The organism is Shinella daejeonensis (assembly GCF_024281235.1).
Lineage (GTDB): Bacteria > Pseudomonadota > Alphaproteobacteria > Rhizobiales > Rhizobiaceae > Shinella > Shinella daejeonensis.
The window spans coordinates 130,050-146,123 of sequence record NZ_JAHWXY010000004.1; the positions used below are offsets into that span (position 1 = coordinate 130,050).

The following is a 16,074-nucleotide window of genomic DNA, read 5'->3' on the forward strand; positions in this document are numbered from 1 at the left end:
GCGGGATGGGAAGCGAAAGCCGGTCCGTCGGCGGCGGACCGGCTCCCGGTGTCAGGGTTTCGGCGTCAGGGTTCCAGATCCGCCTTCTTCAGGGCGGCGTTCTCGGGGTTCGGCGGAAAGGACGGGTCGGTCTTCTCGCCGCGCAGCAGTTGCAGCGCATACTGAAGCTGAAGGTCGTCCTCGGCTTCCGGCGGCACATAGGCCGAGGAGCCGGAGCCCTCTTCCGTCTCGTCCTGACCTTGGATGTGTCCGCGCAGGTTGGATTCGCCGGCATTTTCGAGCTTGCCCTGCAATTCGGCCGGCAGCGGTTGATCGATCTTGACGTCGGGGGTGATGCCGGTGCCCTGGATCGACTTGCCGGACGGCGTGTAATAGAGCGCCGTCGTCAGGCGCAGCGCACCCGCCTCCCCCATCGGGATGATGGTCTGCACGGAGCCCTTGCCGAAAGATCGCGTGCCGACCACCGTCGCGCGGCGCAGGTCCTGAAGCGCGCCGGCGACGATCTCGGAGGCCGAGGCCGAGCCGCCGTTGATCAGCACGATCACCGGCTTGCCGTCGGAAAGGTCGCCCGGCGAGGCGTTGAAGCGGCGCGTTTCGTCCTCGTTGCGGCCACGGGTCGAGACGACCTCGCCGCGCTCCAGGAAGGCGTCGGAGACATTGATCGCCTGGTCGAGCAGGCCGCCCGGATTGAGCCGCAGGTCGAGCACATAGCCCTTCAGCTTGTCGGCCGGGACCTCCTCCTTGATCTTGAGGATCGCCTTTTCGAGATCGTCATAGGTCTTTTCGGTGAAGGAGATGACGCGCAGATAGCCGACGTCGTTCTCCACGCGGGACTTCACCGCCTTCACGGAGATGATGTCGCGCATGATGGTCAGTTCGATCGGCTTGTCCGCGCCCTTGCGGATGAGCGTCAGCTTGATCGGCGTGTTGACGGCGCCGCGCATCTTCTCGACGGCTTCCTCGAGCTTGAGGCCGCGCACGTCCTTGCCGTCGATCTTCGAGATGAAGTCGCCGGCCAGAACGCCGGCGCGCGACGCCGGCGTGTCGTCGATCGGCGCGATGACCTTGACCAGTTCGTCCTCCATGGTGACCTCGATGCCGAGGCCGCCGAACTCGCCGCGGGTCTGCGTGCGCATGTCCTCCGCGTCCTTGGCGTTCATGTAGGAGGAGTGCGGATCGAGCGAGGTGAGCATGCCGTTGATGGCGTTCTCGATGAGCTGATCTTCCTTCGGCGGCGTCACATATTGCGCGCGCACGCGCTCGAAGACGTCGCCGAAGATGGAAAGCTCGCGATAGGTCGACGAGCCGGCGGCTTCCGCGGGCAGCGTTGCCGTATAGATGACGCTCATGGCGGTCGCACCCATGAGTGCACCGACGAGAACGAGTGAAGCCCTACGTATCATTGCGTGCCTTTCCAGATTCCCTGACGGACCACCAGGGCCGGGAATCAACCGGTTTTCCGTTCTTTCGAAATTCAATGTAAAGTGTCGGCCTGTCGGTTTCCAGCGCCAATGCGTTGACGCTCGCCACCCTCTTTTCTCCCATCACCGCGAGCGGCTCGCCCGCCACGACGAACTGACCTTCCCGCACGCTCACCCGATCCATGCCGGAAAGGACGAGATGATAGCCCTCGCCGGCGTTCAGAATGATCATTCGACCGTAACTGCGGAACGTGCCCGCAAAGACGATCCAGCCATCGGCGGGAGCCGTCACCAGTGCGCCGGGATTGGCCGCCAGGATCATGCCCTGCGAATCATGGCCTGTCCCGTCCGCATCGCCGAAGCGGCGCAGAACGTCGCCAGCCACGGGATGGTCGAGCCTGCTCTGCAACTGCGAGAATTCATATGCCGGCGCAATGCGGTTTTTGTCGGGCACGCTGTCACGGGCGCGCGCGCGCGCCCTCTCGCGCTCGGCCTCGCTCTGGTTGCGCCGCTCCTCCTCCTTCGCCCGGGCGAGGGCGGCGGCGTCCCGCACCGAGCCGATTTCCCGCTCCAGGCTGCCGATCAGGCCTTCGAGGCTTGTCGCCCGGGCGGCGAGTTCCTCCGCGCGGCGGCGCTCGGCGGCCAGCGTGCGGCTGTTCGTTTCGGCAAGCGCCTCGTTTTCGGCGACCAGAAGCTCGGAGCGTTTCTCCTCCTCGGCGCGCAGGCGCATGGCCTCCGCCAGTGCGCTGCGCTCCTTGCCGATTTCCACCTTCACCGCGGCGAGCGCGGCAAGATCGGTCGCCAGTTCCTCCGTCTCGCTGCGGATGCCGGGCACCACCGCGCCCAGCAGGATGGCGCTGCGCACCGAGGCAAGCGCGTCCTCCGGCTTCACCAGCAGCGCCGGCGGCGGATTGCGCCCCATGCGTTGCAGCGCGGCCAGCACTTCGGCAAGCAGGCCGCGACGTTCGTGGAGCGAGGCGCGCACGCCCGCTTCCCTCTCGCGCATGCCCTCCAGTCGCTTCTCCCCGGCGAGGATTTTTTCCTCCATGTCCTTGCGCAGCGCGGCCGAGCGGACGATGGCGTCGCGCAGCGACTGGCGGGTCTTTTCCAGAGCGGCGATCTCCGCCTCGAGCTGCCCGGTCTTTTTCTCGGACAGGGTGATCGACTGCGACAAGGCCTCCAGCTCGCGGCGCGTGCTGTCGCGGCGCAAGGCAAGTGCGGCAGCCGGATCGCGCTCGGTCGCCGGCAGCGACGCGGTTTTTTCAAGCGTAACGCCGGGCTCTTCCGGTTCGGCGGCCAGGGACAGGGAGACGGCAAGCGCCGTCAGCGCGGCCGAAAGCGCCGCCAGCCGCCATAGGCGGCCGGGCCTTGCTTCTCGACAGGATCTGCCGGCCTTAGTCATCGCGCTCCGAAGCATCCGTTTCTTCCGCTCTATGCTGATTTGCGGATTTCGCCAAGAAACCATGCCAAAATTACGGAGCGGTGGCCGGCAGAGCAGAATGCGGAAAAACGCAGAGCGGCTTTTTCCGCCTGCATCCCGCTCTAGAATCGATGAGCCTCCATTTCGGCGGCTTCGCCGGCCGGGCGGGTTTCGTAGAGAGGGAAGATCTCCTCGGTGAGATAGGGGCCGCCGCCGACCGATTCCTTCGATGACATCAGCACGAAGCGGCTGGCCGTGAAGGTCGCGGTGTGGAAATCGCCGCGTCCGGAAAGATAGCGCGCGACATCCTCGGTGCGGGCGTTTCGCAGCCGCGCGATCGTGACATGCGGTGTGAACTTGCGCGGATCGGCGGGAAGGCCGAGACGCTGGCAGAGGCGCTCGATTTCCCCCTGGAGGGCGAACATTTCCGGCGCCGGGCTCACGCCGGCGAAGATCGAATGCGGCTTCTTGGAACCGAAGGAGCCCATGCCGGCCAGCGCGAGCTGGAACTCGGGGCGCTCGATGCGGTCGAGCGCGTCGACCACCTCGTCGGCGGTGCGGCCGTCGATATCGCCGATGAAGCGCAGGGTGATGTGGAAGTTCTCCACGTCGATCCAGCGGGCTCCCGGAAGGCCGCCTCTCAGGAGAGAGAGGCTCAGCGCCGCATTGCGCGGCACTTCGAGGGCAACGAAAAGTCTCGGCATGGCGAGCTCTCCCCTGACTGGACAGTGGGTGCAGCGAATCATGCCTTGCCGATTTGCGCAACCCCTATTTCGCAACCGCAAAAATCGTCAGGGAGACGCCGCGAGCGAGCGGACGAAGGCTTCGGCCGTCGGCAGGATGGAACGGACCATGACGTCCACGCCCTCGGCGTTCGGGTGCATGCCGTCCTCGAGCTGCCTCTTCGCCTCTCCCGCGACGCCGTCGAGGAAGAAGGGGTAGAGGGGTACGCCGTGTTTTTCGGCAAGCCGGTGATAGATGCCGTTGAAGCGCTCCTCGTAATCGGGACCCATGTTCGGCGGCGCGAGCATGCCGGCGAGCAGGACCGCGATGCCGCGCTCCTTCAGCCGCGTCACCATGGCGTCGAGGTTCTTCTCGCTTTCCTCCGGCGCGATGCCGCGCAGCGCGTCGTTGGCGCCAAGTTCGAGAATGACCCCTTTCGTGCCCTCCGGCACGGACCAGTCGAGACGGGCGAGCCCGCCGGAGGTGGTGTCCCCCGACACGCCGGCATTGGCGATCTCCACGTCATAGCCCTTCTCGCGCAGCGCCGCCTCCAGGCGAACCGGAAAGGCATCGTTGGCCGGCAGAAGATAGCCGGCCATCAGGCTGTCGCCGAAACCGACGAGCCGCAGCGGCTCCGCGCGCGCGGCGCCGACGGATAACAAAGCTGTGATCGCGAGCGCGGCGAAAATACCGCAGGCGGCTTTAAACGGCATGGGGCTGATCCTAGATTGCAAGCATTCCGATTCTTATCCGCATATAGGGCAGAATTCCTTGGCCAAAACCATGATCGACCTGAAAAAAGCCGACCTGACGCTGGGCCGGGCGGCCGCCGCCGTGCATGTCCTCAAGGAGATCGACCTCCAGATATCGGCAGGCGAATCGGTCGGCATCGTCGGTCCCTCGGGCTCGGGAAAGTCGACGTTGCTGATGGTTCTGGCCGGTCTGGAACGGCTGGATGGCGGCGAGATCGTCATCGACGACGTGAACCTCACGCATTTGAGCGAGGACGCGGTCGCCGATTTCCGGGGACGCAACATCGGCATCGTCTTCCAGTCCTTCCACCTCATTCCGAACATGACGGCGCTGGAGAACGTGGCGGTGCCGCTGGAACTGGCCAATGTGCGCGACGCTTTCGCCATCGCCCGGCGCGAGCTGGAGGCCGTCGGCCTTGGCGAGCGGCTCACCCATTATCCCGGCCAGCTTTCCGGCGGCGAGCAGCAGCGCGTGGCGATCGCCCGGGCGCTGGCGCCCATGCCGAAACTGCTGATCGCCGATGAGCCGACCGGCAATCTCGACGGCGAGACCGGTCGCCAGGTCGCCGACCTGCTCTTTTCGAAACAGGCCGAGCGGGGCATGACGATGGTGCTGGTGACCCATGATCCGGCGCTCGCCGCGCGCTGCGGGCGGCAGGTGCGGATGCGCTCGGGCGAGATCGTCGCCGCCGGGCAGCCGGCCACGCCCGCGCAGACGGTGCCGGCATGAGGATCGCCGCGGCGTTCGCGCGGTTTCCACTTGCCTTCCGGCTGGCGCTTCGCGAAATGCGCGGCGGCCTTCACGGTTTCTATATCTTTCTCGCCTGCATCGCGCTCGGCACCGCGGCGATCGCCGGCGTCAATTCGGTTTCCACCGCCATCACGCGCGCGCTCGCCAGCCAGGGCCAGACGCTCCTGGCCGGCGACGTGCGCTTCAAGCTGACGAACCGTACCGTCACGCCGGAGGAGCGCCGTTATCTCGACGGTCTCGGCGCAGTCGCGGTCTCCACGGGTCTGCGCTCCATGGCGCGCCGTGCCGACGGCTCGGACCAGACGCTGGTCGAGGTCAAGGCTGTCGATGACGCCTATCCTCTCTACGGCGGTCTGGAGACCGCGCCGCAGCGGCCGACCGCGGACCTGCTGGCGGAAAAGGACGGCGCCTATGGGGCCATCGTCGCGCCGCTGCTTCTCGACAGGCTGGGCCTTGCGCCGGGCGATACGTTTCTCGTCGGAACCGCCCGGCTGACGGTGGCTGCGACGCTTGTGCGCGAACCCGATGCCGTGTCGGAGGGTTTCGGGCTTGCGCCGCGCCTTGTCGTCTCCGGCGATGCCCTTGCGGAAAGCGGGCTCGTGCAGACCGGCAGTCTTGTCGAACATGCGTATAAGATCCGTCTTGCCGATCCGGCGCGCGAACTGCCGGGGCTTCAGGATCGGGCGAACGCCGCCTTCCCCGAGGCGGGCTGGTCGATCCGCACCGCCGCCAATGCGGCTCCCGCCCTTGCCAACAATATCGCCCGCTTCTCGCAGTTCCTGACGCTGGTCGGGCTGACGGCGCTGATCGTCGGCGGCGTCGGCGTGGCGAATGCGGTGCGCGCCTTCCTCGATTCGAAGCGGCCGGTCATCGCCACGTTCAAATGCCTCGGTGCGCCGGCCTTTCTGGTCGTGACGATCTATCTCACGCAGATCGTGCTGATCGCCGCCATCGGCATCACGATCGGACTGGTTCTCGGCGCGGTGGCCCCCTTCATCGCCATGGGTTTCCTTTCCGACGTCCTGCCGGTGCCGGCCGAAACGACGCTCTACCCGTCCGCGCTGATGGCTGCCGCCGTCTTCGGCCTCGTGACGGCGCTGGCGTTCGCCATCCTGCCGCTTGGTCATGCCCGCGAAGTGCCGGCGACGGCGCTCTTCCGCGAGCAGGGCTTCGAGAAGGCGCGGCTGCCGGGGTGGCCCTATCTTCTCGGTGCGGCGGCGCTTATGGCCCTGCTGGCAGCGCTTGCGATCCTTACCGCCTATGACCGCTTCATCGCCGTCACCTTCCTTACGGCGATCGCCTTCGCCTTCGTGGTGCTGCGCAGCGTGGCATGGGCGGTGACGGCGCTCGCCCATCGGGCGCCGCCGGTGCATTCGCCGGCGCTGCGGCTCGCCATCGGCAATATCCGCCGTCCCGGCGCACTCACCGCCTCCGTCGTGCTGTCGCTCGGGTTGGGGCTGACCCTGCTGGTCACGCTGGCGCTGATCGACGGCAACCTGCGGCGGGAGCTGACCGGCAACCTGCCCGACCGCGCGCCCAACTTCTTCTTCGTCGATATCCAAGGCAGCGAACTCGACGGGTTCCGCGAACTGGTGCAACGCTCCATGCCGGACGGCAAGCTCATCGAGGTGCCCATGCTGCGCGGCCGCATCGTCGCCCTTGATGGCGTGGACGTGGCGAAACGGGACATACCGCCCAAGGGCCAATGGGTGCTGCGCGGCGACCGCGGGATCACCTATGCCAAGCGCACGCCGGAAAATTCGCAGCTGACGGAAGGCGCTTGGTGGCCGGAGGACTATTCCGGCGAACCGCTCGTCTCCTTCTCGCAGGAAGAGGGACGTGAACTCGGCCTGAAGATCGGCGATACGGTGACCGTCAACGTGCTGGGCCGCAACGTCACGGCGCGCATCGCGAGCTTCCGCACGGTCGAATGGGAATCGCTGTCGATCAATTTCGTGATGGTCTTCTCGCCGAACACCTTCGCCGGCGCGCCGCACGCCTGGCTCGCCACGGTGATCGATCCCGCCGCCAGCGCCGCCGAGGAGGCGGCGACGCTGAAAGCCGTCACCAGCGCCTATCCGACGATCACCAGCGTCCGGGTGAAGGACGCGCTGGACGTGATCAACGAACTGGTGGGGCAATTGGCGACCGCCATTCGCGCCGCCGCCGCCGTCGCCCTCGTGGCGTCCGTGCTGGTGCTCTCCGGTGCGCTCGCCGCCGGCAACCGGGCGCGCGTGCATGATGCGGTGGTGCTGAAGACGCTCGGCGCGACGCGCGGCAAGCTCATGCGCGCCTTCATCTATGAATATATGATGCTTGGCCTTGCCACCGCCGTCTTCTCGCTTCTGGCCGGTGGCGTCGCCGCCTGGTTCGTGGTCAGCCGGATCATGACGCTGCCATCGCATTTCCTGCCGGACGTGGCGCTGGCGACCCTCGGCCTTGCGCTCATCGTGACCGTGGGAATCGGGCTGGCCGGCACCTGGCGCGTCCTGGGGCAGAAGGCCGCGCCGGTGCTCAAGGAATTGTGATCGGTGTCTTAAGCACTTGTGCAGGAAACAAATCATACTCATATTTGCGGCAGGCAAGCTGAAGCCCCGCAGCGGCGCCTGGGCGCTTTCCCGATCCGTCGGTGGAGCGCGCCCGACACCGTAGATACCCCACGGGACTTTATTGAGAGGAAAACATGGCAGATCTCCGCAACTATCAAACCCGAACGGCGAGTCCCGGCGCGCGGGCCGGCGCCGTCATCGACGAGGGCCTGCGCACCTATATGCTGCGGGTCTACAATCTGATGGCGCTCGGTCTGGTGATCACCGGCTTTGTCGCCTATTTCGCTTCGCAGGCGGCCTTCTCCGGCGGCCAGCTCACGGCCTTCGGTCAGGCGATCTACGTCAGCCCGCTGAAATGGGTGGTGATGCTCGCCCCCCTCGCGCTCGTCTTCTTCATGAGCTTCCGCATTCATACGATGAGCGTTCCGGCCGCCCAGACGACGTTCTGGGTCTATGCCGGGCTGATGGGCCTGTCGCTTTCGTCGATCTTCCTGGTCTATACGGGCGCCAGCATCACGCAGACCTTCTTCGTCTCGGCGGCGGCTTTCGGCGCACTATCGCTCTTCGGCTACACGACGAAGCGTGATCTCTCCGCGATGGGATCGTTCCTGATCATGGGCCTGTTCGGCCTGATCATCGCCTCGCTCGTCAACCTGTTCCTTCAGTCCTCGGCGCTCGATTTCGCGGTCTCCGCCATCGGCGTTCTGGTCTTCGCAGGCCTCACCGCCTGGGATACGCAGAAGATCAAGGAAATGTACTTCGAGGCCGATGACGACGTCGTGGCCGGGCGCAAGGCCATCATGGGCGCGCTGACGCTCTACCTCGACTTCATCAACCTCTTCCTGTTCCTGCTGCGCTTCCTCGGAAACCGCGAATAAGCGTTTCAGGTCACGAATGAGATAGAAAAACCCCGTCGGAAACGGCGGGGTTTTTGCATGAAGCCCGCGGTTTTTCGGGTGCGTCTCCACCGGCGCGGTCTGCCAGGCGCAAATTCCTCCGTTGACGCCCATGCCGATTCATGCAGATTGTCGCCGGATTGTGCATAATCGGGCGTTGTCATGTCAGGGCAGGATCTTCTTCTCGGCGAAAGGCAGGATCTTATCTGCCAGCGCCTCGATCATTCCGGGCGGGTGATCGCCGCCGAACTGGCGCAGGAACTCGGCGTGTCCGAGGACACGATCCGCCGTGACTTGCGCGAAATGGCGGCGTCCGGCCTCTGCCGGCGGGTCTATGGCGGCGCCTTGCGCGTTGCGCCGGCGCGCCTGTCGATCCGGCCGCAGGCCGGCGACGGCAACCGCAAGGCCGCCCTGGCGCGCGCGGCGGCGCGCGCGATCCCGGCGGGCTCGGCCGTCTTCCTCGACGCCGGCAGCACCAATCTCGCCATCGCGCGGGCGCTTGCGGCTTCGGACGATCTCACCGTCGCCACCAATGCGCCGGCCATCGCCGCCGTTCTGATCGAGCGCGGCATCGCCACCATCCAGATCGGCGGGACGATCGATCCGCGCGCCGGCGCGGCCATCGGCGCGAAGGCCATGCGCGACTGCGAGAGCTTCCGTCCCGACGTCTTCGTGCTCGGCGTTTGCGGCATCGACCGGGAAGCGGGCGTCACGGCCCACAGTTTCGAGGAAGCCGAGTTCAAGCGCTTTGTCGCTTCGCTGAGCCGCTGGCTTCTCGTGGCGCTCACCAACGAGAAGTTCTCGACCGCCGCGCCCTATCCGGTGGTTTCCCTGACCGGCGTCGCCCGCGCAGTGCTCGAGAGGGACGCCGATGCCGTCGCGGTGGCCCGGCTTGCCTCCGCCGGTATCGAGATCCTTCGCGCCAAATGAAAGCCCGCCGGGAAAACGGTACGACCGCCCGGCGTTACGGCGGGGATAGCGCCGGAAATCTGAAAGACGAACACGCAGCCGAACGATCGCCCGACGCTTGAGCATTCCTCCCGAGATATCGATGGACAACACGATGACATCTTCCGAAACGCCCCTGGCCGGCCAGCCGGCTTCCCGGACGGCCTTTCCGCCGATCCGTCTGGCCATTTCAGGCCTGTTTCTGCTGAACGGCACTTTCGCCGGCGCATGGGCGCCGAAGATCCCCGAATTCGCCAGCCGTCTGTCGCTTTCCGAATCCGGTCTCGGCCTGATGATCATGTGTTTCGGCATCGGCTCGCTGGTGCTGATGCCGGTCGTCGGCGTGCTGATCGCCCATTTCGGCAGCACCCGCATTCTCCGGGGTGTGACCGTGCTGTTCCTCACCACGATGTTGCCCCTGTCGCTGGCCACCTCGGTTCCGGCGGGGGCCGTCGCCATCTTCCTCTTCGGCGGGCTGATGGGCGGGATGGATGTGGCGATGAACGGCAATGCCGTCGAGGTGGAGAAAAGGATGCGCCGGGCGATCATGTCCTCCTGCCACGCCTTCTGGAGCCTCGGCGCGTTCATCGGCGCCATCACCGGCGGTTTCCTGATCGAGACGGTCGGCGTCCTCGGCCATGCCATCCTGCTCACGCTGGCCGGCGTCGCCATGCTGGCGGTGATCTGGCCCGCCGTCCTGCCCGACGCGCCGCATCCCAGCGAGGAGCGGCAGAAAGTGCGCCTGCCGCTGACGCCGCTGCCGTGGCTGATCGGCGTCATGGCGCTGTTCTCCATGGTGCCGGAAGGCTCGATCCTCGACTGGGGCGCGCTCTATCTGCGTGAGGAGCTTGGCGCGTCGCTGGCGCTTTCCGGTTTCGCGTTCGGCGCGTTCTCGCTCACCATGGCCGTCATGCGCTTTGCCGGCGACCATGTGCGCGACCGGTTCGGTGCGGTCAGGACGCTGCGCTTCTGCACCCTGACGGCCGCCGCCGGCATGATCATCGCGGGCACGGCGCCCAACGCCTGGATCGCCATGGCGGGTTTTGCGCTTTGCGGTGTCGGTATCTCCAATATGGTGCCCATCGCCTTTTCGGCCGCCGGCAACCTGCCGGGTTTCGCGCAAGGGGTGGCGCTTTCCGTCACGACCGTGATGGGCTACTCCGGCTCGCTCTTTGCTCCGTCCGTCATCGGCTTCGTCGCCGAACACACCGGCTTCGCCCTGATCTTCACCATGCTGCCGGTGCTGTTCATCGTGGTGCTGTCGCTATCGCATCACGCCGTCCATGCGGATGTGGCGGACCGGAACTGAGGACAGCGGCGCGGCGGATGGCGCGATCACATCCTCGCGTGCCGGCCATCTCCAAGGTTGACAAGGCTACGATCCTGATCCACGTGAAGGCAAAGGCCGCGCCCGGCCGGCGCATGGCCGCCTTCGCAAGCCAAGAGGCTCCTCGTCATGTCTTTTTCCTTCGACTTTGAACCGAAGCCGCGGCGTCCGTCCGTCGGCGTCGATGTCGGCGGCGTCATGGTGGGAGGCGGCGCGCCCGTCGTCGTCCAGTCGATGACCAATACGGATACGGCGGATATCGACGCGACGGTGGCGCAGGTCGCCGCTCTTTCCCGCGCCGGATCCGAGATCGTGCGTATCACGGTCGACCGGGACGAGAGTGCGGCGGCGGTGCCGAAGATCCGCGAGCGGCTGCTCCGTCTCGGCATGGACGTGCCGCTGGTCGGAGACTTCCACTATATCGGCCACAAGCTGCTCGCCGACCATCCGGCCTGTGCCGAGGCGCTGGCGAAATATCGCATCAATCCCGGCAATGTCGGCTTCAAGGACAAGAAGGACAAGCAGTTCGCGGCGATCGTCGAAACGGCGGCCCGCTACGACAAGCCCGTACGCATCGGCGTCAACTGGGGCTCGCTCGACCAGGAACTGCTCACCCGCCTGATGGACGAGAACCAGGCGGAGGGGTTTCCGCTGACCGCCCAGGAGGTGATGCGCGAGGCGATCTGCCAGTCGGCACTGCTGTCGGCGGCGCTTGCCGAGGAGATCGGCCTGCCGCGAAGCCGCATCATTCTTTCGGCCAAGGTGTCCGCCGTACAGGACCTCATCGCCGTCTACGCCATGCTGTCGGCGCGTTCGGACCATGCGCTGCATCTCGGGCTCACCGAGGCCGGCATGGGCACCAAGGGCATCGTCGCCTCCTCGGCCTCGCTCGGCATCCTGCTGCAACAGGGGATCGGCGACACGATCCGCATCTCGCTGACGCCGGAGCCCGGCGGTGACCGCACCCGCGAAGTGCAGGTGGCGCAGGAACTGTTGCAGGTCATGGGCTTCCGCCAGTTCGTTCCCGTCGTTGCCGCATGTCCAGGCTGCGGCCGCACGACCTCCACGGTGTTCCAGGAACTCGCCCAGAAGATCCAGGACGACATCCGCAAGAACATGCCGGTCTGGCGTGAGAAATATCCGGGCGTCGAGGCGCTGAAGGTCGCCGTCATGGGGTGCATCGTCAATGGACCCGGCGAAAGCAAGCATGCGGACATCGGCATCTCGCTGCCCGGCACCGGCGAATTGCCGGCCGCTCCGGTGTATATCGACGGCCGGAAGGCGATGACGCTGCGCGGCACCGATATTGCCGGCGAATTCGAGAAACTCGTCGGCGCGTATATCGAGAAACGTTACGGCGAGGGCCGGGCGGCGGCCGAATAGCCGGCGCGCCGGCGGCGATCCGCCGCCATCACGATGCCATCGTCAGGCAAGGCGACGGCGATCGCTCCCCGTTCCGTCTTTCAGACGATTTCGTCCAGCGCCGCGATCAGCCGGTCGCATTCCGCCGGCGTGCCGATGGTGATGCGCAGGAAATCGGCGATGCGGGGCCGTGCGAAATGGCGCACCAGGATCGCGCGCTCGCGAAGCGTCTTCGCCAGCGCCGCGCCGTCATGATCCGGATGGCGGGCGAAGACGAAATTCGCCTGCGAGGGCAGGACTTCGAAACCGTGCTGGCGAAGGACTCCGCTCACCCGTTCGCGCGATTCCATCACCTTGTTCCGTGTGGTGTCGAACCAGTCCCTGTCCTCGATGGCGGCCGTCGCGCCGGCCTGGGCGATGCGGTCGACAGGATAGGAATTGAAACTGTCCTTAACCCGCTCCAGCGCCTCGATCAGCGGTCGCTGGCCGATGGCGAAGCCGACGCGCAAGCCGGCCAGCGAGCGCGATTTGGACAGGGTGTGGATGACGAGCAGGTTCGGGTAAGTGCGGGTGAGCGGAATGGCGCTCTCGCCGCCGAAGTCGATATAGGCTTCGTCAAGCACCACCGGCCGGTCGGGATGTCCGGCGACCAGCGCCTCGATCTGCGACAGCGGCAGGCCGATGCCGGTCGGCGCATTGGGGTTCGGCAGGATGATCGCGCCGCAGCGCCGCCGGTAATCGGCCGGATCGACGGTGAAATCGTCCTTCAGCGGAATTTCCTCGGCCTCGATATCGAACAGGCGGCAATAGGTGGGGTAGAAGCTGTAGGTGATATCCGGATAGAGAAGCGGTTCGTCCTGCTTCAGAAGCGCGACGAAGGCATGCGCCAGGACCTCGTCCGAGCCGTTGCCGACGAAGACTTCGTCGGCGGCAACGCCGTGGAGGCGGGCGATCGCCTGGCGCAACGCCAGTGCCGCCGGATCGGGATAGAGCCGCAGGCTGTCGGCGATGGCCGCCTGCATCGCCCCGATCGCCTTCGGAGAGGGGCCGTAGGGGTTCTCATTGGTGTTGAGCTTGAGCAGGTTATCGATGCGGGGCTGTTCGCCCGCCACATAGGGGCTGAGCCTGCCGACGACGGGGGACCAGAACTTGCTCATGCGGTCAGTTCCTGCGGTTTGCGATGAAATGCGCGGCCTCGACGAGAATGCCGGCCCGTGCGCCAAAGGGAGAAAGCAGCGCCTCGGCTTCCGCCGCCAGCTCGTCGAGGCGGGTCCTCGCCCAGTCCTGCCCGCGCCGCGAGACGAGCGTGGCCTTGCCGCGCCGGGCGTCCTTGCCGGTCGCCTTGCCCATGACCTCGGCGTCGGCCGTCAGGTCGAGAAGATCGTCGGCAATCTGGTAGGCAAGGCCGATGCGCTCGCCGTAACGGCGCAGCGTCGCGCGGTCCCCGGCCTCCGCGCCGGCGAGGATCGCCCCCGCCTCGCAGGCGAAGCGCAGGAGCGCCCCGGTCTTCATCGCCTGCAAGGTGACGATGCCGGCCTCGTCCGGGGCCTTCGTCTCGGCGGCAAGATCGAGCGCCTGGCCTCCCGCCATGCCGCCGACGCCGGCGGCGCGCGCGAGTGCGAGCACGATCTGCGTCTTGATGCCGTCGGCAAGCGGGGTTTCCGGAGCGGCGACGATATCGAAGGCGAGCGTCAGCAGGCTGTCGCCGGCAAGGATCGCCGTCGCCTCGTCGAAGGCGACATGCACGGTCGGCTGGCCGCGCCGCACGGTGTCGTCGTCCATGGCCGGCAGGTCGTCATGCACCAGCGAATAGCAGTGGACGCATTCGAGCGCCGCCCCGATGCGCAATGCGGCCTTGCGGTCGGCGCCGGCAAACAGCGCCGCCGTTTCGATGACGAGGAATGGGCGAAGCCGCTTGCCGCCGTTCAGGGCTCCGTGCCGCATGGCCGCCAGAAGGGACTCTGGCCGGGCGATCTCGTCATGCCGGATCTGCGGAGAAAGCATCGTGGACAGCGTCGCCTCGATCGCCGCCGCATTGGCCCCGAGGCGGGCCTGGAACTCTTCGTAACGCGCACTCATGCCTGCTCTTTGGCATGGCTTCCCGCCGGAGGCAACGGCGATGCCGGGACCGCAGCAAAGAATCGCCCCTCGCACTGGTTTTCGCGCGCTCGAGCGGTTATGAAGGCGCAATCATGGAAGGACGGGCGCCCGCTTTTGGAAATCGCACCGGAAACACGCACGGACAGGCAGTTGCGGGGCGGGAGGGAGGCCGGCTCGGCGAAACGGCCCCGCCGGCTCCTGCGGCGCCTCGCCCTCGCCTTTCTCGCGTTTCTGGCGCTGCCCTATGTCGTCATCCTCCTCTATGCGTTCGATTTCGTGCGGCCCGTCTCGACGCTGATGCTGCGCGATCTCGTGCTGTTGCGCGGCTATGATCGCCAATGGGTGGATTTTCAGGATATCTCGCCCAATCTGGTGCGGGCGGTGATGATGTCGGAGGACGGGCAGTTCTGTCGCCACGCGGGCATCGACTGGGGCGAGATGCGCGCCGTGGTCAATGACGCGCTTGCCGGAGAAACGACGCGCGGGGCGAGCACCATCCCCATGCAGACGGCGAAGAACCTGTTCCTGTGGAACGGCCGGTCGTTTCTGCGCAAGGTGATGGAAATGCCGCTCGCCGTCGTTGCGGATTTCGTCTGGAGCAAGCGGCGGCTCATGGAGATTTATCTCAATATCGCCGAATGGGGGCCGGGCATCTACGGCATCGAGGCGGCTGCGCAACATCATTTCAAGGTCCCCGCCGCCGGGCTTTCGCGCCGCCAGGCCGCCCTTCTCGCCGTGTCGCTGCCCAATCCCTACGAGCGCAATGCCAGCAAGCCCGGCCGCGGCCTGCAACGTCTCGCCGCGCTGATCGAGCGCCGCGCCAGCCGTTCCGGCGATTATGTCAAATGCCTTTATGATTGAGGCGGGACCGGTTCATCCCGTCGGCTTCGCCGCCCGGGCCGGACGGCGGCGATGGCGCGGGCGCGGGGAGCGCGAAAAAATCTGCCCGGGGACTGGTCAAACGTTGCCCGGCCATGTATAAGCCCGCCAAATTTCCGAGAAAAAGACATGTCTTTGCCGGCCGCGCCAAGGCCACGGACAGGGTCGTCGATACCGTGGAGTAGTGAAATGGCTGTACCGAAAAGAAAAACGAGCCCGTCCAAGCGCGGCATGCGCCGTTCCGCGGATGCTCTCAAGGGTTCGACCTACATCGAAGACAAGAACTCCGGCGAACTGCGTCGGCCGCATCATATCGACCTGAAGACCGGCATGTATCGTGGCCGTCAGGTGCTGACGCCGAAGGAAAGCGCATAAGCGCCTCCACCGCATTTAATCGAGATCGGGGCCGGTTCGACCGGCCCCTTTCTTTTTCGGCCGACATTTTCCTGCCCGTCTTCATGGGGTAAGGCAGGGTCGGCGAAGGCGTGCGGCGATCCCGCCCTGGCCGGTGGAAACTTAAAGTAGGGAGCGTCCCGTCTTGTTTTTGGCCATACCGCTGCTGATCGTTCCCTTCGCCCTCTACAATCTCGCCATGGGCGGGCTGTCCGGCGGCGGCATCGCCGTGCTGGGCGGTCCCGTGCTGGCGGTGGACATGCTTTCCGGCGCGACCTGGACGCTTTCCTTCGGCGATCTGCTGATCGTCATCGCGCTGGCGCTGCTTTTCGTGGAGATCCTCAAGGCGACGCGGCCCGGTTCGCGGGCGCTTGTCGACCACATGCTGTCGATGGTGCTGTTCGTGGTCTTTCTGGTGGAATTCCTGCTGGTGCCGGGCGCCGCCACGCAGGTCTTCTTCATCCTGATGACGATATCGCTGATCGATGTCGTCGCCGGCTTCGCCGTCTCCATCCGCACCGCAAGCCGGGATGTGTCGATCGGCCTCTAGGCC

Annotated in this window: 15 protein-coding genes; 9 read left to right on the forward strand and 6 right to left on the reverse strand. The window is 66.2% G+C overall.

Features of this window, described 5'->3' with window-relative positions:
* Window positions 1–65: 65 nt before the first annotated feature.
* From KYK29_RS13330 to KYK29_RS13345, 4 genes are all read right to left on the reverse strand, one after another.
* Window positions 66–1,403 carry a S41 family peptidase gene (locus KYK29_RS13330; RefSeq protein WP_254691393.1) on the reverse strand — a complete coding sequence of 446 codons (1,338 nt, stop codon included), beginning with the start codon at window positions 1,401–1,403 and terminating at the stop codon, window positions 66–68.
* Window positions 1,393–2,823 carry a murein hydrolase activator EnvC family protein gene (locus KYK29_RS13335; RefSeq protein ID WP_254691394.1) on the reverse strand — a complete coding sequence of 477 codons (1,431 nt, stop codon included), beginning with the start codon at window positions 2,821–2,823 and terminating at the stop codon, window positions 1,393–1,395. Before KYK29_RS13335 ends, KYK29_RS13330 begins: the two co-directional genes overlap by 11 nt.
* Before the next feature lie 140 nt (window positions 2,824–2,963).
* Window positions 2,964–3,545 carry an RNA 2',3'-cyclic phosphodiesterase gene (gene thpR / locus KYK29_RS13340; protein WP_254691395.1) on the reverse strand — a complete coding sequence of 194 codons (582 nt, stop codon included), beginning with the start codon at window positions 3,543–3,545 and terminating at the stop codon, window positions 2,964–2,966.
* 87 nt (window positions 3,546–3,632) lie between these two features.
* A complete protein-coding gene (locus tag KYK29_RS13345; protein ID WP_254691396.1) occupies window positions 3,633–4,277 on the reverse strand; it encodes an arylesterase in 645 nt (214 codons plus the stop codon).
* A gap of 58 nt (window positions 4,278–4,335) precedes the next feature.
* On the opposite strand from KYK29_RS13345, the gene KYK29_RS13350 reads away from it, so the two are divergent.
* The 6 genes from KYK29_RS13350 to ispG all read left to right on the forward strand — a co-directional run bounded on the left by KYK29_RS13350 (window position 4,336) and on the right by ispG (window position 12,170).
* Entirely contained in the window at window positions 4,336–5,046 is a 711-nt protein-coding gene (locus KYK29_RS13350; protein WP_254691397.1) for an ABC transporter ATP-binding protein, read from the forward strand.
* Window positions 5,043–7,595, forward strand: a complete 2,553-nt coding sequence (locus KYK29_RS13355; protein WP_254691398.1) for an ABC transporter permease — start codon at window positions 5,043–5,045, stop codon at window positions 7,593–7,595. The genes KYK29_RS13350 and KYK29_RS13355 overlap by 4 nt, the downstream gene beginning before the upstream one ends.
* 155 nt (window positions 7,596–7,750) lie before the next feature.
* Window positions 7,751–8,494 carry a Bax inhibitor-1/YccA family protein gene (locus KYK29_RS13360; protein ID WP_254691399.1) on the forward strand — a complete coding sequence of 248 codons (744 nt, stop codon included), beginning with the start codon at window positions 7,751–7,753 and terminating at the stop codon, window positions 8,492–8,494.
* 180 nt (window positions 8,495–8,674) lie between these two features.
* Window positions 8,675–9,442: a DeoR/GlpR family DNA-binding transcription regulator gene (locus KYK29_RS13365; RefSeq protein WP_254691400.1), complete on the forward strand. Its 768-nt coding sequence runs from the start codon at window positions 8,675–8,677 to the stop codon at window positions 9,440–9,442.
* Window positions 9,443–9,575: 133 nt separating this feature from the next.
* Window positions 9,576–10,769 carry an MFS transporter gene (locus tag KYK29_RS13370; RefSeq protein ID WP_254691401.1) on the forward strand — a complete coding sequence of 398 codons (1,194 nt, stop codon included), beginning with the start codon at window positions 9,576–9,578 and terminating at the stop codon, window positions 10,767–10,769.
* A 147-nt stretch (window positions 10,770–10,916) separates the two neighbouring features.
* A complete protein-coding gene (gene ispG, locus KYK29_RS13375) occupies window positions 10,917–12,170 on the forward strand; it encodes a flavodoxin-dependent (E)-4-hydroxy-3-methylbut-2-enyl-diphosphate synthase (RefSeq protein ID WP_254691402.1) in 1,254 nt (417 codons plus the stop codon).
* Window positions 12,171–12,250: 80 nt separating this feature from the next.
* Here ispG and hisC read toward each other — a convergent pair whose 3' ends face one another.
* Both hisC and KYK29_RS13385 read right to left on the reverse strand, forming a co-directional pair.
* On the reverse strand, window positions 12,251–13,306 hold the full coding sequence (hisC, locus tag KYK29_RS13380; RefSeq protein WP_254691403.1) for a histidinol-phosphate transaminase: 1,056 nt from the start codon (window positions 13,304–13,306) through the stop codon (window positions 12,251–12,253).
* Window positions 13,307–13,310: 4 nt separating this feature from the next.
* Window positions 13,311–14,228 (reverse strand): polyprenyl synthetase family protein, encoded by a 918-nt coding sequence (locus KYK29_RS13385; protein ID WP_254691404.1) that lies wholly within the window; start codon window positions 14,226–14,228, stop codon window positions 13,311–13,313.
* 99 nt (window positions 14,229–14,327) lie between these two features.
* On the opposite strand from KYK29_RS13385, the gene mtgA reads away from it, so the two are divergent.
* The 3 genes from mtgA to KYK29_RS13400 all read left to right on the forward strand — a co-directional run bounded on the left by mtgA (window position 14,328) and on the right by KYK29_RS13400 (window position 16,071).
* Window positions 14,328–15,110: a monofunctional biosynthetic peptidoglycan transglycosylase gene (mtgA, locus tag KYK29_RS13390; protein ID WP_254691405.1), complete on the forward strand. Its 783-nt coding sequence runs from the start codon at window positions 14,328–14,330 to the stop codon at window positions 15,108–15,110.
* A gap of 207 nt (window positions 15,111–15,317) precedes the next feature.
* The gene (rpmF, locus tag KYK29_RS13395; protein WP_069060722.1) at window positions 15,318–15,503 is read left to right on the forward strand and encodes a 50S ribosomal protein L32; all 186 of its coding nucleotides are present in this window, start codon (window positions 15,318–15,320) and stop codon (window positions 15,501–15,503) included.
* A 163-nt stretch (window positions 15,504–15,666) separates the two neighbouring features.
* Window positions 15,667–16,071: a hypothetical protein gene (locus KYK29_RS13400; protein WP_254691406.1), complete on the forward strand. Its 405-nt coding sequence runs from the start codon at window positions 15,667–15,669 to the stop codon at window positions 16,069–16,071.
* The last annotated feature ends 3 nt before the right edge of the window (window positions 16,072–16,074 follow it).